Annotated in this window: 25 protein-coding genes; 13 read left to right on the plus strand and 12 right to left on the minus strand. The window is 44.2% G+C overall.

Features of this window, described 5'->3' with window-relative positions; genetic code table 11:
- Positions 1–144: 144 nt before the first annotated feature.
- Positions 145–2,361 (minus strand): GspE/PulE family protein, encoded by a 2,217-nt coding sequence (locus LHL20_RS15250; RefSeq protein WP_226433910.1) that lies wholly within the window; start codon positions 2,359–2,361, stop codon positions 145–147.
- A 559-nt stretch (positions 2,362–2,920) separates the two neighbouring features.
- Between LHL20_RS15250 and rpsJ the strand changes: the two genes are divergently transcribed.
- Genes rpsJ through rpsQ form a run of 11 tightly spaced genes read left to right on the plus strand, consistent with a single transcriptional unit; the run spans position 2,921 to position 7,858 of the window.
- Complete coding sequence (gene rpsJ / locus LHL20_RS15255; protein ID WP_010179497.1) at positions 2,921–3,232, plus strand: 30S ribosomal protein S10; 312 nt, start codon at positions 2,921–2,923, stop codon at positions 3,230–3,232.
- A gap of 18 nt (positions 3,233–3,250) precedes the next feature.
- Positions 3,251–3,889, plus strand: coding sequence for a 50S ribosomal protein L3 (gene rplC, locus LHL20_RS15260; RefSeq protein ID WP_131093693.1), 639 nt, complete (start codon positions 3,251–3,253; stop codon positions 3,887–3,889).
- A gap of 18 nt (positions 3,890–3,907) precedes the next feature.
- Positions 3,908–4,513 (plus strand): 50S ribosomal protein L4, encoded by a 606-nt coding sequence (gene rplD / locus LHL20_RS15265; protein ID WP_012516958.1) that lies wholly within the window; start codon positions 3,908–3,910, stop codon positions 4,511–4,513.
- Entirely contained in the window at positions 4,510–4,809 is a 300-nt protein-coding gene (gene rplW, locus LHL20_RS15270; protein ID WP_039217760.1) for a 50S ribosomal protein L23, read from the plus strand. The genes rplD and rplW overlap by 4 nt, the downstream gene beginning before the upstream one ends.
- Before the next feature lie 14 nt (positions 4,810–4,823).
- Positions 4,824–5,648 carry a 50S ribosomal protein L2 gene (gene rplB, locus LHL20_RS15275; protein WP_202263273.1) on the plus strand — a complete coding sequence of 275 codons (825 nt, stop codon included), beginning with the start codon at positions 4,824–4,826 and terminating at the stop codon, positions 5,646–5,648.
- A gap of 15 nt (positions 5,649–5,663) precedes the next feature.
- Entirely contained in the window at positions 5,664–5,939 is a 276-nt protein-coding gene (rpsS, locus tag LHL20_RS15280) for a 30S ribosomal protein S19 (protein WP_012516961.1), read from the plus strand.
- Between the two features lie 11 nt (positions 5,940–5,950).
- A complete protein-coding gene (gene rplV, locus LHL20_RS15285; protein WP_071816771.1) occupies positions 5,951–6,283 on the plus strand; it encodes a 50S ribosomal protein L22 in 333 nt (110 codons plus the stop codon).
- Positions 6,284–6,292: 9 nt separating this feature from the next.
- Positions 6,293–6,997, plus strand: coding sequence for a 30S ribosomal protein S3 (rpsC, locus tag LHL20_RS15290; protein ID WP_014947978.1), 705 nt, complete (start codon positions 6,293–6,295; stop codon positions 6,995–6,997).
- A 2-nt stretch (positions 6,998–6,999) separates the two neighbouring features.
- Complete coding sequence (rplP, locus tag LHL20_RS15295; RefSeq protein WP_014997065.1) at positions 7,000–7,410, plus strand: 50S ribosomal protein L16; 411 nt, start codon at positions 7,000–7,002, stop codon at positions 7,408–7,410.
- Positions 7,410–7,601 (plus strand): 50S ribosomal protein L29, encoded by a 192-nt coding sequence (gene rpmC, locus LHL20_RS15300; RefSeq protein WP_012516965.1) that lies wholly within the window; start codon positions 7,410–7,412, stop codon positions 7,599–7,601. Before rplP ends, rpmC begins: the two co-directional genes overlap by 1 nt.
- Positions 7,601–7,858, plus strand: a complete 258-nt coding sequence (rpsQ, locus tag LHL20_RS15305) for a 30S ribosomal protein S17 (RefSeq protein WP_159627389.1) — start codon at positions 7,601–7,603, stop codon at positions 7,856–7,858. The genes rpmC and rpsQ overlap by 1 nt, the downstream gene beginning before the upstream one ends.
- A gap of 55 nt (positions 7,859–7,913) precedes the next feature.
- Here the strand turns inward: rpsQ and LHL20_RS15310 are convergent, their stop codons facing one another.
- The 7 genes from LHL20_RS15310 to LHL20_RS15340 form a co-directional block, all read right to left on the minus strand.
- On the minus strand, positions 7,914–8,822 hold the full coding sequence (locus tag LHL20_RS15310) for a glycosyltransferase family 4 protein (protein ID WP_226433911.1): 909 nt from the start codon (positions 8,820–8,822) through the stop codon (positions 7,914–7,916).
- A gap of 11 nt (positions 8,823–8,833) precedes the next feature.
- On the minus strand, positions 8,834–9,478 hold the full coding sequence (locus tag LHL20_RS15315; RefSeq protein WP_226433912.1) for a hypothetical protein: 645 nt from the start codon (positions 9,476–9,478) through the stop codon (positions 8,834–8,836).
- 185 nt (positions 9,479–9,663) lie between these two features.
- Positions 9,664–10,632, minus strand: coding sequence for a tyrosine-type recombinase/integrase (locus LHL20_RS15320; protein WP_226433913.1), 969 nt, complete (start codon positions 10,630–10,632; stop codon positions 9,664–9,666).
- A complete protein-coding gene (locus LHL20_RS15325; RefSeq protein WP_226433914.1) occupies positions 10,622–11,437 on the minus strand; it encodes a hypothetical protein in 816 nt (271 codons plus the stop codon). Before LHL20_RS15325 ends, LHL20_RS15320 begins: the two co-directional genes overlap by 11 nt.
- Positions 11,434–12,174, minus strand: a complete 741-nt coding sequence (istB, locus tag LHL20_RS15330; RefSeq protein WP_226433915.1) for an IS21-like element helper ATPase IstB — start codon at positions 12,172–12,174, stop codon at positions 11,434–11,436. Before istB ends, LHL20_RS15325 begins: the two co-directional genes overlap by 4 nt.
- A complete protein-coding gene (locus tag LHL20_RS15335) occupies positions 12,167–13,714 on the minus strand; it encodes a DDE-type integrase/transposase/recombinase (RefSeq protein ID WP_226433916.1) in 1,548 nt (515 codons plus the stop codon). Before LHL20_RS15335 ends, istB begins: the two co-directional genes overlap by 8 nt.
- Positions 13,715–13,929: 215 nt before the next feature.
- Positions 13,930–14,130 carry a hypothetical protein gene (locus LHL20_RS15340; RefSeq protein WP_226433917.1) on the minus strand — a complete coding sequence of 67 codons (201 nt, stop codon included), beginning with the start codon at positions 14,128–14,130 and terminating at the stop codon, positions 13,930–13,932.
- A 302-nt stretch (positions 14,131–14,432) separates the two neighbouring features.
- Between LHL20_RS15340 and LHL20_RS15345 the strand changes: the two genes are divergently transcribed.
- Positions 14,433–15,203 (plus strand): hypothetical protein, encoded by a 771-nt coding sequence (locus LHL20_RS15345; protein WP_226433918.1) that lies wholly within the window; start codon positions 14,433–14,435, stop codon positions 15,201–15,203.
- A gap of 445 nt (positions 15,204–15,648) precedes the next feature.
- Here the strand turns inward: LHL20_RS15345 and LHL20_RS15350 are convergent, their stop codons facing one another.
- Genes LHL20_RS15350 through LHL20_RS15360 form a run of 3 tightly spaced genes read right to left on the minus strand, consistent with a single transcriptional unit; the run spans position 15,649 to position 18,699 of the window.
- Entirely contained in the window at positions 15,649–16,200 is a 552-nt protein-coding gene (locus LHL20_RS15350) for a hypothetical protein (RefSeq protein WP_226433919.1), read from the minus strand.
- Positions 16,201–16,252: 52 nt separating this feature from the next.
- Positions 16,253–17,578: an RHS repeat protein gene (locus tag LHL20_RS15355; RefSeq protein ID WP_226433920.1), complete on the minus strand. Its 1,326-nt coding sequence runs from the start codon at positions 17,576–17,578 to the stop codon at positions 16,253–16,255.
- Positions 17,575–18,699, minus strand: a complete 1,125-nt coding sequence (locus LHL20_RS15360) for a glycosyltransferase family 9 protein (RefSeq protein WP_226433921.1) — start codon at positions 18,697–18,699, stop codon at positions 17,575–17,577. The genes LHL20_RS15355 and LHL20_RS15360 overlap by 4 nt, the downstream gene beginning before the upstream one ends.
- Before the next feature lie 106 nt (positions 18,700–18,805).
- Here LHL20_RS15360 and waaA point away from each other — a divergent pair, with 106 nt between their 5' ends.
- Positions 18,806–20,116: a lipid IV(A) 3-deoxy-D-manno-octulosonic acid transferase gene (waaA, locus tag LHL20_RS15365; protein ID WP_226433922.1), complete on the plus strand. Its 1,311-nt coding sequence runs from the start codon at positions 18,806–18,808 to the stop codon at positions 20,114–20,116.
- A gap of 301 nt (positions 20,117–20,417) precedes the next feature.
- On the opposite strand, the gene LHL20_RS15370 is transcribed toward waaA, so the two are convergent.
- The gene (locus LHL20_RS15370) at positions 20,418–22,232 is read right to left on the minus strand and encodes a cation:proton antiporter (protein WP_226433923.1); all 1,815 of its coding nucleotides are present in this window, start codon (positions 22,230–22,232) and stop codon (positions 20,418–20,420) included.
- Between the last annotated feature and the right edge of the window lie 197 nt (positions 22,233–22,429).

Here is a 22,429-nt window from a genome sequence, read left to right on the forward strand (position 1 = left end):
TCCATAAAAAAATCCGATATCAGTTACCTGATACCGGATTTTGAAGCCTTGAAAAGATCGGTCAACCGATCATTAAATTCTTAACTGATCGGCATTACAGCTTAGCTGGGCTTTTTATGTGATTTACGGTACGTACCAAGAGGGTTATTCGCCTCCAACTATCTGTACTTGAGCTAAATCAGTGTCGCCTTTAATGACTTTAAATATCGCGTCTTGAACCAGCGTACGCATACCGTCGTTGGTCGCTTGCTTTTTCATTTCAGCAACGCTGGCTTCCTTATAAACAAGCGAGCGTAACTCTTGAGTCATACCTAACAGTTCATGTACGCCTGTTCTTCCTTTGTAGCCTGTATTACCACATTCTTCACAGCCCTTAGCACGGTAAATTTCAAGCGGTGCAGTAATATTAAGTTCGGCCATATGTTCTTTGCCGTATTGACGCTCAATGAACGCAAGGTCGGTATCGGTGGCTACGTATTTTTCTTTACAATTTCCACATAGGGTTCGAACAAGTCGTTGGGCAAGTATACCCACACAGGCGTCTGAGAAGTTGACCGGATCAAGGCCTAAGTCTAAAAGTCGGGTAATGGTTTCTGGTGCTGAGTTTGTGTGAAGCGTTGACAAAACTAAGTGACCAGTTAACGAGGCTTCGATACCTGCGTGTGCGGTTTCTTTATCACGCATCTCACCGATAAGAATTATATCAGGGTCGGCACGCAAAAATGCGCGCAAGGCGTTCGCAAAAGTGAAACCTATTTTGGGGCTTACTTGTACTTGTTGTAATCCTGGCTGGGTGATCTCCACCGGGTCTTCAGCGGTCCATATTTTTTTCTCAGGGGTATTTAAGTACCCTAAAATGGCATGAAGTGTGGTGGTCTTACCGGAACCAGTTGGGCCCACAACCAATAGTATTCCATGAGGCTTTTTAATCATTTCCTCAAGGCGAGCACGGTTGTTTGGCGCTAAGTTCATCTTGTCTATCGGCATAGCACCGCCCGATGCCAATATACGCATCACAACGCCTTCACCCGCAACCGTTGGTATTGTTGCAACACGCACTTCCACAAGCTGTCCATTCATCCTAAATGCCAACTTACCGTCTTGCGGAACGCGCTTTTCCGCAATGTTAAGGTTAGACATTATCTTAATACGCGCAATTACTGCGCTGTGATGAGAATTAGGTACTTGGTTCATATCGCGACACACACCATCGACACGCATGCGTACTCGGGTCGGTGCGTTTTTCTCAGGGTCGATATGAATATCAGATGCGTTTAGTCGTTTAGCATCGTGAAGTATTCGGCTTACCAGACGAACAACCGCAGGGGCGTCATCCGATAATTCATCAACATGCTCGTCACTTTCTTCAGTAGAGGTACCAATCTCATCAAGTATGTCACTCATTTCGCCCGGTGCGCCACCACCGCTATTTTCACCTAAGTACTGCAGTATCAGGTTGGGTAGACTAACCGCGATCTCATAGGTATCGATACCCATAGCGCTTTCAATTTCCATTAACAGCGCTGCGTTATTTGGCTCCGCCATTAAAACGATAGGCTTATCGTGAGCATCAGCAATAACAGCAACGTAATTGCGCTTTAAATAAGAGACATTCAGGCGGCTGTCATTTTCGAATTTGTGGTACTTCTCTGGCAGGTAGGGAATATAAGGTACTTGGTAATGAATAGAGAGCGAATTACCAATTTCCTGCTCCGCTATGCGGTACTCAGAAATAAGACGCTGAACCAATGCACGAATATCAGGCGTTGATTCTTGCAATTCTTTTAATGTTGCTTCTTCCAAGAGGCCTTTATGAACTAAAAGGTCAAATGGATTGTTTGTACCGCCTAACTCAAATCTAAATTTGTCACCAAGTATAAGCGCAAGCGCGTTGCCGAGTTTGAGGTCTTCTTCGCTAAACGCACCGCTATTTTTATTAATAACTTGAATCACACCCATCATTACACCGGCGTTCATGATCGGCACACAAAGAATGTTTTGCGTTTTAAAATCGTTGTCTTTGTCAAATTTATCAGCAAAGCGTAAACGAGGATGAATGTTCTGAAGAAGAGATGGATTATACGGGTCGGCTACAATGATAGCTTTTTGTGAAAGCGCTACGTACCCAGCAATCGACATTGGACTAATGGGGACTTTAATTTCTAGTGTCTCTTTCCCTGTCTTAAAACGCGCAACCAAATCCTGATGCTGGCGACGACGTTGAAAAATACTCATGCGTTGCGCGCCAAACAAATCGAGTATGATTGGTTCTAACAGGCTATACGCATCAAGTAGCGTAGAGTGATTATTTAGAATACGTTTTATTTGCGCAAACGTTTGTTGGTTATCTACTACTTCCATATCTTCTCAATTCAAAGTGTTCAACACGCCCTGTATGTATGCTACGCATCGTCAGAGTTAACCGATCGTCCAATCAAGCACTTATATATAACACGAAACGAACAATACTACTTACAGATGCTTATATACATTCGTATAGACTATAAACAAGACAAGTTCGACGACGTTGTCGATATTTAACCTAAAATAACAGAATACTCATAGATTGGCCTCCTTTACAGGCATGAAGTGAAGTCACATTCTGATGAAACGCTGGCGATCAATAAATGCACATTTATTTCGTACAAAAAGCAAACTTGGCCTTGCATTACAGTCTCCTTTCTGTATAATTCGCGCCCACTGCCCAATTAGGGCATGTAATTTTTAGCCGCGACCTCACTGCTTTTAGGGTGGTTGCCGAAGTAACGGATTCATCTTTACTGATTAGCCTGTTGCTGGCGTGCTAGAAAAAAGAACAGGGTTCCGATTGGGAACCATCGGTTTACGCACATCCTTTCTTTCCGGAATTAATGGAAGAGAAAGGGTGAATTTTTTTGTTCTTTCGATTGGAGCTTAATCGATGCCAAATCAAAGAATTCGCATTCGTTTGAAAGCGTTTGATCACAAGTTGATCGATCAGTCTACGGCTGAAATCGTTGAAACTGCGAAACGCACTGGTGCTCAGGTAAGTGGTCCTATTCCTCTACCTACTCGCAAAGAACGCTATACAGTTCTGATTTCTCCGCACGTTAACAAAGACGCGCGTGATCAATATGAAATCCGTACTCACAAGCGTTTGGTAGACATCATCGAGCCAACTGATAAAACAGTTGACGCGTTGATGCGTTTGGACTTGGCTGCTGGCGTTGATGTTCAAATCAGCCTGGGCTAATAAGAGAGGGTTATAACAATGGCGATTGGTCTAGTCGGTCGTAAAGTGGGTATGACTCGCATCTTCACTGAAGATGGCACGTCTATCCCTGTGACTGTTATTGAAGCGACCCCAAACCGCGTTACTCAGGTTCGTACTGAGGAAACTGACGGTTATCGCGCTCTTCAGGTTACTGCTGGAACTAAGAAAGCTAACCGCATCAACAAAGCTGAAGCAGGTCACTTTGCTAAAGCTGGTGTTGAAGCTGGACGCACTCTAGTAGAATTCCGCCTAGAAGATAACGAAGGTGCCGATATTGAAGTAGGCAGTGAAATCACTGTTGAAATCTTTAACGACACTAAAAAGATTGATGTAACTGGTACATCAAAAGGTAAAGGTTTCCAAGGTGCTATCAAACGCTGGAACTTCAGTTCTCAGCGTATGACACACGGTAACTCTTTGTCACACCGTGCTCCTGGTTCAATTGGTCAAAACCAATCACCAGGTAAAGTATTCAAAGGCAAGAAAATGGCTGGTCAGCTTGGTAACAAGCAAGTGACTACTCAGTCTTTGGAAGTTGTACGTGTTGACGTAGAGAACGGCCTTATCCTAGTTAAAGGTGCCGTACCTGGCGCAACTGGCAACGATGTAATCGTAAAGCCAGCTGTTAAAGCGTAACGTCTGGGGAGTGAACTGATGGAATTAACATTGAAAGACGCGCAAAGCGCTCTTGAAGTATCCGAAGCGACCTTTGGACGTGAATTCAACGAAGCCCTGGTACACCAGGTAGTTGTAGCTTACGGTGCAGGCGCTCGTCAGGGTACAAAAGCGCAGAAAACTCGCGCTGAAGTTCGTGGTGGCGGTAAGAAGCCATGGCGTCAAAAAGGTACTGGCCGTGCGCGTGCTGGTACAATCCGTAGCCCAATTTGGGTTGGCGGTGGCCGTGCTTTCGCAGCTAAGCCTCGTGACTTTGACCAAAAAGTTAACAAGAAAATGTATCGCGGTGCGATCAAGAGCATCTTGTCTGAACTAATCCGTCAAGACCGTTTGGTTGTTGTAGAGAAGTTCGGTGTTGACGCACCTAAGACTAAAGCTCTTATTTCTGCACTTAACGAATATGAACTAAATGACGTTCTAATCGTTACTCCTGAAGTTGATGAGAACTTGTTCCTAGCGGCGCGCAACTTGTACAAAGTTGACGTACGTGACGTAGCAGGCATCGACCCAGTGAGCTTGATTGCATTTGAAAAAGTGCTAATGACTGCTGATGCGGTTAAACAACTTGAGGAGGCGTTAGCATGAGAGAAGAACGTCTACTGAAGGTGCTAGTAGCACCTCACGTTTCAGAAAAGTCTACTATGGCTGCTGAAGCGAACAACACAGTTGTATTTAAAGTAGCTAAAGACGCGAACAAAGCTGAAATCAAAGCAGCAGTTGAAAAACTGTTTGAAGTTGAAGTTGAAGGTGTTCGTACTGTGAACGTTAAGGGTAAAACTAAGCGTCACGGCATGTCTTTCGGTAAGCGCAGCGACTGGAAAAAGGCCTACGTGGTTCTTAAAGAAGGTCAGGACATCGACTTTGTCGGTGGTGCTGAGTAAGAAGGGGATTAGAAATGCCATTATTGAAAGCTAAGCCAACTTCTGCCGGTCGTCGTCACGTTGTTCAGGTCGTTAATCCTGACCTGCACAAAGGTGCACCTTACGCGCCTTTGCTAGAGAAAAACAGCAAGTCTGGTGGTCGTAACAACGGTGGTCGTATCACGACTCGTCACATCGGTGGTGGTCACAAGCAACACTATCGTGTAATCGACTTCAAACGCAACAAAGACGGCATTCCAGCTAAAGTTGAGCGTTTAGAGTACGATCCAAACCGTTCTGCGAACATTGCTCTAGTATTGTATGCAGACGGTGAACGTCGTTACATTCTAGCTCCTAAGGGTATGAAAGCAGGTGATGCAATCCAGTCTGGTTCGGACGCTCCGATCAAGTCTGGTAACACACTACCTATGCGTAACATCCCTGTAGGTACTGTTGTACACGCAATTGAAATGAAGCCTGGCAAGGGTGCTCAAATCGCACGTTCTGCTGGTGCTTACGCTCAGATCCTAGCACGTGACGGAAACTACGTTACCCTACGTCTACGCTCTGGCGAAATGCGTAAAGTTCTTTCTGATTGCCGCGCCACCATTGGTGAAGTTGGTAATGCAGAGCACATGCTTCGTTCACTAGGTAAAGCTGGTGCTACACGCTGGCGTGGTGTTCGTCCTACCGTTCGTGGTGTTGCCATGAACCCGGTTGATCACCCACACGGTGGTGGTGAAGGTCGTACATCTGGCGGTCGTCACCCAGTAACTCCTTGGGGTGTTCCTACTAAAGGTAAGAAAACCCGAAGCAACAAGCGTACAGATAAGCTTATCGTACGTCGTCGTAACAAGTAATAGCGAGGATTCACCATGCCACGTTCTCTCAAGAAAGGTCCTTTTATTGACCTTCACTTGCTGAAGAAGGTAGAGGCTGCAGTGGAAAAGAACGAACGTAAACCAATCAAAACTTGGTCTCGTCGTTCTATGATCATCCCAGATATGATTGGGTTGACCATTGCGGTCCATAACGGTCGACAACATGTACCTGTCATTATTAGTGACGAAATGGTCGGCCACAAGTTGGGCGAATTTGCGCCAACGCGTACTTACCGCGGCCATGTCGCGGATAAGAAAGCTAAACGTTAAGGGGTAGGAAGATGGAAGCATTAGCTAAACACCGTTTTGCCCGCACGTCGGCTCAAAAGGCACGCTTGGTTGCGGATCAAATTCGCGGAATGCACGTTGAGAAAGCTCTTGAGCTTCTTACGTACAGCCCGAAGAAAAGCGCAGCGCTAGTAAAGAAAGTATTGGAATCTGCGATTGCTAACGCAGAGCACAACGAAGGCGCAGACATCGATGAACTTCGCGTGTCTAAGGTTTTCGTTGACGAAGGTCCAACTATGAAACGTATCAAGCCACGTGCTAAAGGCCGTGCTGATCGTATCTTCAAGCGCAGCAGTCACATCACTGTGGTTGTAGCGGATAACTAGGAGTAGATAATGGGACAGAAGGTACATCCTACAGGTATACGCCTGGGTATCAGCAAACCATGGACATCTACCTGGTACGCTAATACTGCAGACTATGCAGACAACCTGTATAACGATCATCAGGTACGTCAGTATCTGACTAAACAACTTAAGAACGCTTCACTTTCTAAGATCGTGATCGAGCGTCCTGCTAAGAGCATCCGTGTAACTATTCACACTGCTCGTCCAGGCGTTGTAATCGGTAAGAAAGGTGAAGACGTAGAGAAGTTGCGTAACTACGTATCTAAGCTAGCCGGCGTGCCAGCTCAGATCAACATCGCTGAAGTACGTAAGCCAGAGCTAGATGGCCAGCTAGTAGCTGATAGCATCTCTAGCCAGCTAGAGCGTCGTGTTATGTTCCGTCGTGCTATGAAGCGTGCGGTTCAAAACGCAATGCGTCTAGGCGCGAAAGGTATCAAAGTTGAAGTTAGCGGCCGTTTGGGCGGTGCAGAGATTGCACGTTCTGAATGGTACCGTGAAGGTCGCGTTCCTCTGCACACTTTCCGTGCGGACATCGATTACGCAACCTCTGAAGCGTCAACTACTTACGGTATCATCGGCGTTAAAGTATGGATCTTCAAAGGTGAAGTTCTAGGTGGTCTACCTACAACTCAAGAGCAAGCACCAGCTGCTCAACCTAAGAAGAAAGGCCGCAACGCTAAGCGAGAGGGCTAATCATGTTACAACCAAAACGCATGAAGTTCCGTAAGATGCACAAAGGCCGCAACCGCGGCTTAGCAGCGGGTAATACTGTTGCCTTTGGTACTTACGGCCTTAAAGCAGTTGGCCGTGGTCGAATGACTGCGCGTCAAATCGAAGCAGCGCGTCGTGCTATGACTCGTCACGTTAAGCGTCAAGGTAAAATTTGGATTCGAGTTTTCCCTGACAAGCCAATTACTGAGAAGCCTCTTGAAGTGCGTCAAGGTAAAGGTAAAGGTAACGTTGAGTACTGGGTATGCCAAATTCAGCCTGGTCGTGTTCTTTATGAGATGGAAGGTGTTCCTGAAGCTCTAGCACGCGAAGCGTTTGAATTGGCAGCGGCTAAACTGCCATTTAAAACAACCTTTGTAACTCGGACGGTGATGTAATGAAAGCGACTGAACTGAAAGACAAAAGCGTAGAAGAGCTGAACGCAGAGTTGATTAACCTGCTACGCGAACAGTTCAACCTACGCATGCAGCACACAACAGGTCAGCTTGAAAAAACTGATCAGTTGAGAAAAGTACGTCGTAACATCGCGCGTGTTAAAACCATTCTGACTCAAAAGGCTGATGCGTAATGACTGAGCAAAAAATTCGTACAGTACAAGGTCGTGTGGTTAGCAACAAGATGGATAAAACCATCACTGTTGTAGTTGAACGTTTTGTTAAGCACCCAATCTACGGGAAGTTCATCAAGCGCTCTACTAAGCTTCACGCCCACGACGAAAACAACGTGTGCAACCAAGGTGACGTAGTAACAGTACGTGAATGTCGCCCATTGTCTAAGAACAAAACTTGGACTTTAGTTGACGTTGTAGAAAAAGCTGGCGTTTAATCGCTAACTTTTTTCAAAGTCTTAAAAAAGCCGCTTTCGAGCGGCTTTTTTGTTTTTATTTTACGACACGTTTGAGCGAAGTATCAGGCGATTGGGAGATTAAAGAAAAATACAGTTCACTGTAGGCTTTCATCATGGGTTCGATGCTAAATTTGCTACATACGTGCTCGAACAATGCGTTTCCTAAACGCGTACGCTTGTCACTGTTATCCATAAGGTCAAGCAGGGTTTCCGCTATACCGTCAATATCACCTGGTGCAACCATAAGTCCCGTCTTATCATGCTTAATTACCTCTGGTATACCGCCGACAGGACTCGCTATTACGGCACACTTGCTTGCACCAGCCTGCAATAAAACGACGCCTAAGCCTTCGGTATACGACGGATGAATGACGATATCAATAGAAGGCAGTATTTTGGCAACATCTTTTGAGAAGCCACATAGTTTGACATTTTTCTGTAGTTTATGACGATCAATAAGTGCTTGATAACTCTCTTGTAATGCCCCTTTGCCAAAGAGTAAACAGGTCACCTTTGGGTTTTGAGCTATAACATCCTGCATCGCTAGAATGATATCGGCTTGGCCCTTTCTAGAGATATACTGCGCGAAATTGCCAATGACGAGGTGTTCGTCGGGTATATCAAACGTACTGTTTAGCCACGCCCTGTCAGCGCCTTGAGAGTACTCGTCGATGTCTATTGCTGAGTGGATGACATCTTGATGCACTACGCCTTCGCAGTGCAGTGAAACCACTTGCTGGACGCCATGAGAAATACTAATGACTGCGTCGTATTGCTTGTATTTGTAATAGGCAAATTTTGACTCGGGATTATCAACTCGTCGAGTACAGATGGCGGGAATTCCGGTGATTTTAGCAAGTATTGCGCCCCAAACATCAGCGCCACGACGACTGTGAACATGAATGTGTGGGTTATTAAGTTGGTAGCAATCCGTTGCAATCATAAGTATTTTAATTAAATAATAGGGTTGTTTAGTAGCTCGGTCGCTTTTTCTTGAGCTCTAAGCCAAGCGACGGTTTGGTTACATCGCCATGATACAGCTTCATCAATTAACGGCAGTAACTGGTTTAATGTAGGTTGATTAAAAATAGGCTCATGGTGAGCAATTCTGTTGCGTTGTTTTCGGATTGTGTCGCAACCATTTTTTAGTGTATTTCGAATGGCAGATACCGTATTTTCCGTAGAGTTGGGAAAGATTTGTTCAATAAAGGGCTTCCAAATGCGCCCCTCATGCCTTTTTGCCAGCATATTTTCATACCAACTCAGTTTCAGCTCTGGCAAAAGTTTACCTACACCTTGATAGTCTTGGGTTAGTCGTATTAAGTCTTGCTTGTCTTTGTTGGGCAATGAATTTTGGAATACAACATTTGTTGGCCAGTCATCACCATACCGCTTTGATATGGCCTCAGAAATTGCATTCCTTAAAACGACTTCATATATGTGAAGCGGAAAGAACATCACAGAAGAAAGCTGAGCGTTCCATTCATATAGCTTCAGCGTTGTCGCAGTGCAATCCTTGCCTACTTTGTTTATTACCGCATTTCTAAACGTTGTTAGACGGCTCAGAGACAACGTATTTTCTATAGACTGGTACGGCACAAATCATTCCCTTTAATTAACCAATTGACAATTGGTGTTCAATTACTTACGATCATTAGTGAGAGCTTTGGATATCCCTGCATAAGCAGCCCACCAAAGACATAAGACTCGAACGAGCCTGCGCTTTTAGCGTGGGCTTTTTCATTTATAAATTAACATATTATCACTTAAGTAGTGATCCGTTTTTACGCCACCAGAGAATCACCACTGCTTTTCGCCGCAGGATGGCAAGCATCGTATACCTCATGCAACTTTTTAATCGCTACGTGGGTGTATATCTGTGTCGTTGATATATCAGCATGACCAAGGAACTCCTGAATATAACGAATATCCGCGCCACGCTCTAACAAGTGTGTTGCTGCCGAATGCCTTAACGCACAACAACTTCCAGACTCTGCAACACCAGATTCAATGATATATTTACTCACCAGTTCTGACATATTACATGGTGTAATGGCTCTGCCGTCTGAGCGAAGAAACAGGGTAGTATCTGAATATCGCCTTATCAAATAAGGCCGCACTTCCTTTAAGTACCTGACAATGGCATCCAGCGCTGGCTGGCCGATAGGCACTATCCGTTGATGGTCGCCTTTACCACATTGCACAGTCAGCTCTTTTTTCTCAAAATTGATGTCTTCTACTTTGAGCCTCACCATTTCTTTTCGCCTGAGCGCAGAGGCATAGAAGGTTTTCAGAATGGCTTCATCTTTAATGCCTTTCTGACCACCCATAGTAGCCATGTCGATGACTTGCTGTACCTGCGGCTCAGATAAGACATCTTTGGGCAATCGCCTTGGCTTTTTAGGCAATTCCAATCGTCCTAACAAGTCATGCGCAATGACTTCGCAAAGGTACAACTTATGTACAAAGACTTTGATGGCGGTAATGATGTTTCTCAGGGTTTCTTTCTGAATAGGCTCACCTTTCTTGCCCAAATAGTTTTTACGAGCATACAGGCGATACTCGTTGACCAAGTGGATATCAACATCTTTGATTTCGGTCACATCATAAAGCAAGCACCAAAGGATAAAGCGCTCTAAATAACAGCGTTTACCCTTGATGGTTTCGGCACTTTGGTCATGTGACAAACAATAGTCCAGATAGTACTCTAGGCAAGCTACCAAGGACTTGGGTTTGGCTTTATTAAATGCCATTGCCTGAGACCTTCTCAGCGTGATTGATTAACCGATGGACGATGTCTTTACCGTTATCAAACCTTGCAAGAATATGATTAACGTCCACAAAGCCAGCCACATTCACGCACTGGCATTGTATGCCCGTAGCGTTAAGCAATGTGGCGATGGTGAGCAGCTTAAGCTGGAAGTATTCATTGAGGTTAAACAGCACTATGACCGTTTTAACGCCGGCCTGCTTCAATGTATTCGCATGAGCTACGGTAAAGTCGTGATTGCCAACAAAGCCTAGCACCGCCTCAAAGCCCATCTGAATTACACTTATGGCTTCTAGAGGAGACTTACACAGCAATACCTCTTTCGGTTTATTCAGCAAACAGTCTTCATTAAACAGCACGCTTTCATCCAACAAATGGTAAGGACGCACTGTTGAGCCCGCTCGAATAGTAGGCCGCGCTCGTCTGCCATAGCCACCAACAATACGTCCACTCGTTATCACGGGAAGGGTAATACAACCATTAAGCAGTTCATGACCTGTGCTGGGATTAACTAAGCCAAGGCGCTTTAACCTACCGCGCTCTTGCCGTAAGGATGGCGAGTCTTTCAATAACTGGCACAACATACGATTGGTATAACCTAATTGAAACGTCTCGATGGTGTCATCATTAAAGCCTCGCTCACAGACATAACTGATAATGTCCAGTTCACCTACCAATTTTGTGCTATAGAACTGATAAACGTCGTAAAGCAGTTGTTGCTCTGACATGTCATCAACAGCAAATAGCGGGGCAGGCCTACATTTCACGCGTGATGGAATGACATTCATACATCACCTCCGCGCTCAGCCAGTACCTTGCGAATGGATTCTCCCTTAAGGCAAATTTTGTGGCTGTTGTGAACAATGCGGTCAAGCACTGAATCAGCGATAGTTTCATTACCAAAGGTCTCATGCCAAGCCGAAACGGGGTATTGTGAGGTGATGAGCAGTGAGCCTTTTTGCTCCCGACACTCAATCAACTCGAAAAGCAAATGTCGCTCATTTTTATCCATCAGCGCATTGCCCCAGTCATCAATAATGAGCACATCAATGCGGCTGAGCTTTTTTAATAGCTTCATTAACTCACCTTCCTTGTCTGCCGCGACCAGCTCTAGCAATAGGTGAGATAAGCGATAGAAAAGCACACTCTGCTGATTACAAATCACAGCTTGCGCTAAGCGGCACGCCAACGAGGTCTTGCCCGTGCCAGTAGCACCAATGATGATGATATTTTTATTGGTACTCACCCAACTACATTCTGCCAGTTGTTTTACTTGATTAACTTTCAGTGATGGATATAGGGTGTAGTCAAGCTCATCAAGGTACACATCGGTAAATTTGAGTTTTGCCTGCTTAGTTAAGCGTGTAATCTTTCGCTCGGTGTTCAACGAGCATTGAGCAGAGAGCAGCTCAGAGAGAAACTCAAGATGTGTTTTGTCAGAAAAATCATCTGTTTCTAATATGGGTAGAAAACCGTCCAGCTTTAGCGATTGACATTGAGCATAAATGGCATGGTTATTATTCATATTGACCTCCCGCGTAATAGTCTTGGCCACGCAAATTAGCATGGGCCGTGATATTGGCTTCAGGCGTCACTTCGTAGGTTTTGGATTTGATGATAAGTTCGATTTCTGTCGCACTTACCATGTCGAATTTAAGGGCATGGTCGCAAGCGGCAATAAAGGGAATATCTCCAAATTTGTTATGCAGCTTTTGTAACACTTGGCAGCGTTTGCCCACAGGACGAGAGTGCTCATGCTTGGTTTTGGCGTAGAGGTGTTCAACGACGCGCTCTACCTGAGTTCCGACCGATTTCGCCCACGCTATATATTGTGATTTAGTTTTGCTCTTCTGTGCCCTGTGAGCAGGATGCAGATGGGATTCAATAGACACAACATTGTTTTTCCCGGTTACAACATCATGGGTGACACGCAAAATCCCTTTGTGCAAAATGTGAAGCTTATGACCTTTCACGCGTAGCTCAACATAATCATTGCGATACTCGTGGGGGACAGAATAACGATTACCTTCATAGAACACGTAATAGTTTTCCGGTACTTTAACAATACTGCGATAAGTCACAGGCTCAAGACGCGCTTTCGGGATAGGTCTTAATTGGTGAGCCTCGTCAGCATAGAATAGGTCATTACTACTTAAGCCAATGCGTTGAATCGGTTTGTCATTACGCTTTTCAACTTCCTTTATCAAATGACGGTTAATTTCTTCAACAGAAAAGAACGTTAAGTCAGTGTTCATCACTGCAAACACACTGTGAGTGAGCTCTTTAACACGGTTCTCCGCCAAAGGATTATGGGTTGGTGTGGCGACTTGGGAGGTATCAATCACAACCTCGTAATGCTCAGCGAATTCACTGGCAGATTGGCTTAGCTCAGCCAATACACCGGCCTTTTTCACCATCGATTTAGCGTTATCACAGTGAATGACCTCTGGCACGCCACCAAAAAAGTCGATTGCAGCGATGATGGCTTTTATCCAGCTAGCGGCACTCATGTCTTTGGTGGCATAGGCAAAGCGTTTCTTGCTGTAACCTAGTGTTGCTACAAAGGCATAAGTCACAACCTCTTTGCCACCCTCGGTATAGGACAATGTCGAGCCAGCATAGTCGATGAACATGACTTCACCCGGCGCAAACATCTGCAACATTGAAAGGCGTGTTTTCTTGATGTAATTGGCAATTAACTGATAAAACCGAGAACGACCATAACCTCTGTCACCGAACATCTGTTTGTACTCACAGAATTTTGTCCAAATGGTTTTGCGGTATTTCTTATGGGCTTTAATACATTCGGCTATGATTTCTTCGTAATCAGGCTCTATCTTGAAGCGCTTCTTGACAACCATCTTGGGATAGATACGACGTTGTAACTCATCATCATCCATGTCGACTAATGATGCTGTATCAATGTCAGAAGCCAATAGTTTCCGGTTTAATTCGTCAACTGTTTGGCGTGGACAATGAGCTAGTCTTCCTACATAGGTATGAGACAGTTTATTCGGTAGTAATAGAAGTCGAATTACTTCTCGTAACTTGTATGTATCAATCATAGTGTCACCTTTATTGGTTTAAAATAAAGGCGCAGGCAGCCAGAAGCGTTTCACACTAGATGAAAAACTTGACAGCTAGCTGCTTGAAACGGATACTTGACATGACAGATATTGCAAATATCGTTATCAAGTCCAAGAGTTCAAAAGTGGTCGCTTTTGGGCTCTTGGCGTTTTAGCGCCTCAAAAAATAGTAACTACTTTATTTCAACTCGATATTATTCCTCCTGTTTGGACTTATGGTCTTGATCTGATTCCATAGCTTGTAGGCACGCAGCGACATCTTCGACTTTCGCGAACTTCCCCCGTTTATTTGAAAACTGATAAAGTCTCACCGGCAAGCGACCGCGATGCGCTGCTGTGCGAATGGCACCAACGCTAGGATAGCGAAGTACGGTCGCCAACTCCTTCAACGTCAATAATTCTCCATACTTTTGTAATAGCCTTTTCAAGCAATCTTCCGAGATGTTTTTCGGCATCATCATTACTCTTATGAAACAATTGGTAATGGAGCGAAACGCTAGCAACTTTTTTGAATTTATTCTCGGTAGAGTTAATACTGATTTTCAGGATTAACTCGACTGGATGTTTTAGGATGAGTGATTTTACAAGAAGCAGAGAGATAGTGCGGACGCTTCTGCTTAGTCAGCATAAAAGACCACACAGAATTAGCAGAGTTACAGACGCACGTATTCTGAGGACACGTGTATGGGTGGAGTCCGTGCTATCCGATAACCATTTATGTCGTCGTGAATTGCAATCGGCTTTTTTTGGCGAAGAGCGTGAATCAACTGGAACCGTGCTACGCTGGCTAAAAGGCAAACAAACAGTATCCGAATCGACTGTAGAGAATACCTGCAAGATACCTAGAATTAGAGACCATAATCTGGAAGTCTTTCAATCTCCTGTCTTTCAATTGCTTGACAAAAATTTACGAAAAACAGAACTGCTTTCCTTAATCAATAAATACCAAATTTCGACTAACATAGGATATACATGGTCATTTACCTCAACAGAGAAGTTTCCAATTGATAATGATTGTAGTTATTTAATCTATGCAATAGAGGATTCAGATGCGCTTTTTCAGCTAGGGGGTGTTCATGGCTTTATGGGGATCATCATGCTAACCAGGTTGGCCGAATTCAACAACGAGTCGACGAAACACTGTTTGTTTATGCGGGACGCTTATAGGGCATTCCCTGCATTTTGCAGGAACAGATATTTCAAAAAACGTTGGAAGGATTTTTTGATGTTGTTATTAGATATCCAAAATCATGTTTATACGACTTCACAAATAATTGGACCCAATATAGAAATAATCAAAAAGCAAATCTTTGCAAAACACCATCCAACAATCCGACACAAATGGCCAAGATCACCGATTGACTATCGTTTCATGGAGCCTGAGAAGCCTTATGTAACAGCCTCTTTACCTGCATTAAGCATGACAAGTAAAACAACTCTCTTTAAGCACGAAAAACGGCTCTTTTAACTGTTTTAAATTTACTGTGATGATTAATAACTTCAGTGAATAAGCATTCTTGTACTAGTTACCAAAAATATTCTACTCAAACCAAAGTCTGAGTTCCAAGATGCCAATTATTATCGGATCTGTGCCAATAAATATTGGATCATATGCCATTTTGCATGGACTCTACAAGTGCAAAATCCACTCATTTTCAGCAGGCAGTCCATACGAACCCGGCATCGGATCCAATGCAATTCAGCAGGGCATTCCGAAGAAAATCAGCCGAAGCCTTATCTCTTGAATCAGAGTTGTGATCAAGAGACAGGCCGGAGCTGGTTTGATTTCAAAAGTGGGTGTCCTAGTTAGCTTTTACTTAGTTTGAAGAGTTCAAAATCTCTTGCATGGCTAATTGATGCCCAAACAAGTGAGCACAAAGGACATAGTTTCAATTAGTAGATATATAAGTCAATTAGTTTGAATAGTAGCCCTTTACCTTGGCGGGTCTAAATCGAACCTCTAATGCCTGTGTAGACTCTTGATCTTTTGTATAGATTTCCATCGAGAACAACACATTCGGCGAAGGTGGCGGTACATCAAATTCAAACATAATCCAGTCATGTGCATATTCATCATTGCGAATAGGCAACTTATGAAAGCTCCCTTCTTCCTTTTTGCTGACTTGGCTACTGCTTCTTCCAAAACTAGAAGAGTCTGCACCATAGGAAATTTCAATAGGTTCATATTCGACATTATTAAGTGTAAGAATACTTGAGGTTTTAATATACTGCTCCGCCCTAAAAGCTTTGACGTTTAGCTTCACAATGAAAGTCGGATTGTTGATCCTAGCATCTGAGTCTTTTGTCTTATCTTCTATGGTAAACCCTGCAAATTTTTTCTTCTCAATAATCCTATCTGCATTATTTGTCTCGAAAGATATTTCCATCACCCCATTCGAGTTAACGAAACCAGAATTATTCCATCCAACTATCTTTCCTTGACTATAAATTGTTTCCGATTTCATAGCGCAGGACGAAACAACTAGGGCCAGTAAACATAGAAGTATTCTCATAACATTATTCACCAAGGTTGCTGTAATAGTAACGATAGCTCTCAGGCCCTAAAGCCATATAATTAACACCTATAGCCGGAATTATCGTAGCTTGATTCACAAACAACCCACCAATGGTTTGCGCAGTACTGCCCCAATGATGCATTCCAATATTTCGCTCAAAAGTTCCAACAAGCACATCATGAAAAACTGCACCAGAGTTAAATCCGGGAATTTTTGCAAGTGCTTGGCTAGACAAACTTCCCTCGTTAAACGAAAGCCAACCAGTTTGAGGTGTTGATTGACCGACTACATGTGATACATCACTTGCTCTTACCCCAAGTCCGATATTGTTTGCATCAGGATCAGCAACGTCACAGATCACACAATAGCCTTTGTTACTCACATATTGATCGGATGGCTTGTAGGTTCCTGATTTTCTTGATGGAGTCTTGAATGTTGGCTTAGATTGAGTAAACTTTTCAATTGAAACACTCAAAGCCATAGCCATCCCAGTAAGCCTAGCACCTTTACCGCATGAACCTCCTGATGCTTTCCCTGCACCGCACCCTCCAGCAGCGGCAACAGCAACTCTTTTAGCAGCATCACCAAATCCTCCAACGCTACCAAAATTGGCATATCCACCAGCCGTGCCACTGATTGCGCCTGTAAATGCCCCTCTCAGTGCCCCTGTAAGAGAGCCTGTCTGCAATGCGCCTGCCACAAAACCGCCAGCGGCACCGGCTATTGCGCCTGCGGTAACTGCTCCACCAACAGAGAGACCTGTCACGAAAGTTTGGGTGGTTCCTAGTACTGTCATACTGAATCCTTGGGTCATCCCCCAACCAGCAGCCCAACCTGATGCAGCTCCATAAGTGGCCACCGAAACTGCTATCGCCACTGCCGCCTTCCAATATTTCTTCACAAACTTCTTAAGCTTCTTGAAGAAAAATCCTGATGGGTCCGTATAACTCATCGGGTTATTCAACACATAGCTGTACCGATTGTAATTCTGTGAGTTTAATGGAGCCTGAATAAACGGATCAGCCTGTAGGAATCGACCCAAGGTTGGATCGTAGATCCGACCCTTCATATGAATAATAGAGGGATTGACCGACTTAACAACGTCCAACATTCGCTTTATACAGAAGAAATCAGCCTCACCCTTGTAAGCAATTGGATGTACGCGGCAACTGTTAAATCTGACTTTACTAATGTCACTGTCATCAGTACATAACAAGTGCTGCTCAATGACACTATTTGTTTCTAGTGCCTTAATCAAGTAAGAAACTTGTTTGGCACCGCCATACAAATGACGTCCAAGTTCTATATGGAGTACGCTGTTACTCAAGTGACGTCCTTAGTCTTTACTGGAATACTTGTTATATACGGTAATAAACTGCTAAAGACCTTTTTAGGTGACAAATTTTTCATACAGTCAAACTTGGCATCACAGTTTGGTCTTCTTCTGCATGGTGCACAATCCATATCCTCAAAAAGTACATGGGTATAAATACTGTCTGTTTGGGTATAGGGGCGGGTTGATCCAAATAAGGCTACAGTCGGCTTTTTGTAGCATGTCGCTACGTGCGTCAAACCTGTATCTACGCCGACAAAGGCAAAGCAGGTGTTAATTAGGCTTATGGACTCATCTAAGCTCACTTTGCCTGCCAGTGAAACGACATCATCGTTATCAAACGTTAACCCCTCAGCGTGAGCGGCGTCTTTGGGGCCACCCAAAATCGCAATAGGCATGGTTGTTTCACTGCGTATAAGCGCTATAAGCGTTTGCCAGTGAGTGAGTGGCCAATGCTTTTGGGGGCGAGTTGTAAAGGGAGCTATAGCAATATAGGGTGTATCTAGGCCTAAGGTTGCTGCAGTTGCTTGCGCACTTTTTGCTTTATCTTCACTCACCGCGATGCACATATCATAATCAAACGCACTGATAGCATTGGCATAACGTACTTCACTTTTTGCATTTAAAGAAGTCCCATTTACGAGCGTATGAATGTAGAAAGCGAGTTTCTTGTATTCACTTGAAATGCTCGGTGACGTGGGTTTATTGACTACCTTGTTGAGTAGAATATGGCTGCGCTCTTTACTCTTAAAGCCAATACGCATTTTGGCGCCGCTGATAAACGCAAAAAACGCACTTTTGATTAGTCCTTGTGCTTCTATCGCAACGGAAAAATGTTGTTGCTGCAAGTGTCGCCTAAATGCCCATACGGTTTTACATAGCTGCCAGTACTGTTTATCTTTTACCAGTCGTTGCCAGTCTGATTTGGGCCAAGTAATGACATCGTCAACATAAGGGTGTGATTGCACAAGGCTTTTGTACGGCGCTTCAACTAGCCAAGTCAGCTTTGAATCGGGGTAACTTCGTTTAATGCTAGACGGCAAACCTGAAGCCATTACAATATCGCCTATTGCGCTTAACCGAATAAACAAAACTCGCTGATGTTGTTGTGGCATTGAAAGTCTTTTAGAGCGATTCGTGACAATAGCCAAAAATAACAACACAGTTTAGAGTCAGTTTAATGACTGCTACATTACACCGTGTAATGCTAAGGACTTAACTATGTTTGCTGCCGACAAAAACGGCTACAAACCTACTTTTATCGAAGATGTCTGTCGTTGGATATACTCATCGATTTTAACGCTGCTCATTCCCTTTGCTTTTCTGCAGTTGATGTTGCGAAGTAAAACACGTAACAAAGACTACAATCACAGACGCTTTGAGCGTTTCGGTTTTGTTGCTACACCTTCTAAGTCAGGTGGATACCTCTTTCACTGCGTATCGGTAGGCGAAGTTGTTGCCGCGTCTTGTCTTATTAAACGCATAATTGAAGATGAGCCTGAAGCCCAGATAACCATTACAACAACAACACCAACAGGCTCTGCGCGAGTGAAAGCTATTTTCGGTGACAAGGTGCATCACTTCTATCTGCCATATGACTTACACATGGCCATGGCAGGTATGCTAAAGCGGGTTAAGCCAAAAGCGGTACTCATTACTGAAGTCGAGTTGTGGCCAAATCTAATACATGCTTGTTGGAAGCGCGAAATACCAGTGATGGTGATAAATGCGCGGATGACTGATAGATCAGCGCGTCGTTACAAAAAAATCGGGAAGTTGTTTAACCCCATGCTCGAGAAGCTTTATCACATCTGTGCACAGGGCGAGCGAGACTTTAAAAACTATGCTTGGTTGGGTGTGCCGAGTAATAAACTCACGTTAACCAATAATATTAAGTTTGACCAAGTCGCGTCGCTATCAGGTGGGAAACAACATTTCTTAGGACTTGAGCATTCAATTAAACCTATCTTGGTGGCAGGTAGTACTCATGAACCGGAAGAAACCACCATTCTCGACGCAGTACAACGCTTGTGGACGCAATGTCCCAGTATGCGTGTGGTTATTGTACCGCGACATCCTGAAAGGTTTGACGTTGTGGCCAAGATTCTAGAAAAGCGCGGCCTATCTTTTGTGAGAAGCTCACAAGTCAACGACGTCGCTGATGACATTAATATCGTGCTACTCGATGAAATGGGGAAGTTGAATCACGCCTATTCTGTTGCCACATTTGCGTTTGTAGGCGGCTCGATAGCCGATAGAGGCGGGCACAATGCACTTGAGCCTGCAGCTTTTTCCATTCCCATTATGATGGGCCCACACACCTATAATAACCCTGTTATATGCGGTTACTTACAGGAACGGGGAGCGCTAAGTGTTGTGGAAGATGCTCAACAAATAGCAGACAAACTGAGTGTATGGTTGTCTGATCCTGACAAACGCTCAAAAGCAGGTAAGGCTGGGCGAGATGTTTTAGATGAAAATAGTGGAGCGCTTGAGACAACGCTAACGTGTATAAAGCAGTATTTACAGTGAAGCGTTTGCTAAAAGAAATGCCAGTTTTTCAATGGCTTGGTTAAAATTTGAACCCCGTAATGGTGCGCTGTATGCACTAAAGTGGTTTAAATACGTTGAAATCGTGATTTGTTTAACACGTAGATTTAGCTTAACATGCTGTTCTAAATGGATATTTCTTTTATGGCCTTGGTATTGCTATAAAAAGCACGACAGTGTGACAATGGTAAAACATTAACAATAACGCTTCTGGCAACGAAGCACTGTGTCACGCGTTCTCCAGGGAGAGGCCTCCTGCCGATGGGCAGGAGGTTTTCTTACTTCAAGACTCTACGATTTTCTCTTCGCTGCGCTCCGGCTCAATAAGGCTAATAATTCGCCAACCTGCTTTGGGTTCAATGCTATTGCCATTGATGAATGTATAACTTTTGCCTTCGCTGTTTATCGCGATAAGTGGCGTTGCTCTTACACCATACTGCTTACTGTATTGTTCATAAGTGAATTCATCAGAAAGCCTTGTGGTTTTCACCATTGCACCTCTTGCTATCGCAGAGGCAAGGTAGCCATATGTTACGCCCTCATCGAACAAAGTTAGCTTTTTCGCGTACTGCTCGCTTACTTGGTGACTCGGTCGCGCTGATTGTTCGTTGTTGGTTAATGCCCATACTTTGTCTTTACCTAGCGTATATTCGAAGTGATAAGCAATAAGTGGGTTAAGTTGCTTGTACGGTGACATGATCAGTACCGTGCCAAAAGTTGCTATGTCAAGGTGTCGGGCAGCGTGATCTGACATTGGGTTTCCGAAATAGACAGGAATGTCGGCCATTCTGGCTTCGCGGATAGCGTCCCAGTTTGTGTCTGCAATCGTTACATCTATTTTTTGGTTCATCATTTCAGTGGCTAAAGTTCGGTTAAACTTGCTGCCGCCGAACAATAGGTAACCAGTAGGTGCGGGCGCGCGCACTTTTAACAGTGATGCCACAGTTCGAGACGTTAAACTTTGCACTACTACCGTTGCAATAATAACCATGAACACTATTGGTACAATGATACCTGCTCCCTCGTAGCCTATTTCTTCGAGCTTCAAAGAAAACAACGCAGAGACAGCCGCGGCGACAATTCCCCGTGGTGCAATCCAGCTCAGTAGGGCCAATTCATTCAGTTTTAACCCTGTGCCTATTGATGACGCTAATACGGAAAGAGGCCTTGCGACAAACATGATAGCGGCTAACACGACCACTGAGCCCCAGCCTACATCAATGACCGACTGAAGATTGAGACGTGTGGCAAGCAATATAAAGAGCCCTGAAATAAGCAAAACACTGAGTGTTTCCTTAAATTCTAAAATATCCTCCACCTCAACATCTTTCATGTTGGCCAGCACCATACCTGTGATGGTCACAGCAAGTAGCCCCGATTCGTGCGCGACGTAATTGGACGCTGCGAATACGCCAAGAATGATTGTGAGCACAGCAGTATTGAGAAGGTAATGAGGAATTAGCTCTTTACGGATTGAAATGCCCAACAGGTATCCAGATGCAAGTCCGAGAACTGAGCCAATACCAATCGTCTTGCCAAACGCGATGAGTGTATGCGTTATTGCAGATTCTTGAGACGCTACAATAAACTCAAATACCAGTACCGCGAGCAAAGCACCGATAGGATCGATAACAATCCCTTCCCACCGTAAAATATTTGCCAGATTTGTCTTTGGGCGTACGGTGCGCAACATGGGGACTATTACCGTAGGACCGGTTACGGTAACAATTGCACCGAACAAAAATGACAGCTGCCATGACAAATCAAGACTGTAGTGCGCAGCTGTGGCAGCGACTATCCATGTAACCAATACGCCAATGGAGCATAAGTTGCGTACCATATTGCCGTGGCCTGCAATATCGCCAAACTTTAGCGTTAGCGAGCCTTCAAATAAAATAATAGCGACTGATAAGGAAACAACTGGAAAAAGTAGATCGCCAAATAGCGCGTCTGCATCAAGCACGCCAAACACTGGACCAACAACAATACCTACAATTAACAGCGGTAGAATAGCAGGCAACCTGACTTTGTAGGCAAGATACTGGCAGCCAATAGATAATAAGCCGACGGCAACAAGAGAAAGTAGCGGATCTGACAAAAGTGTGTCCTTAGTGTTTTTGTATTATTCCAATGTATATCAGCCTAAGTAATTGTCATAACGATACTTTAGACTAATGCGGTTTTATACGGCGATGTATAAAGTTTAGACCAACACACTGAAATACGCTGTAAAAAGCACCGCCTCCGTTCGTCCGTTCTGATATTATCTCAAGATACTATTATTTGGAGTTCTCG

This window comes from Alteromonas sp. McT4-15, from assembly GCF_020515205.1.
GTDB lineage: Bacteria > Pseudomonadota > Gammaproteobacteria > Enterobacterales > Alteromonadaceae > Alteromonas.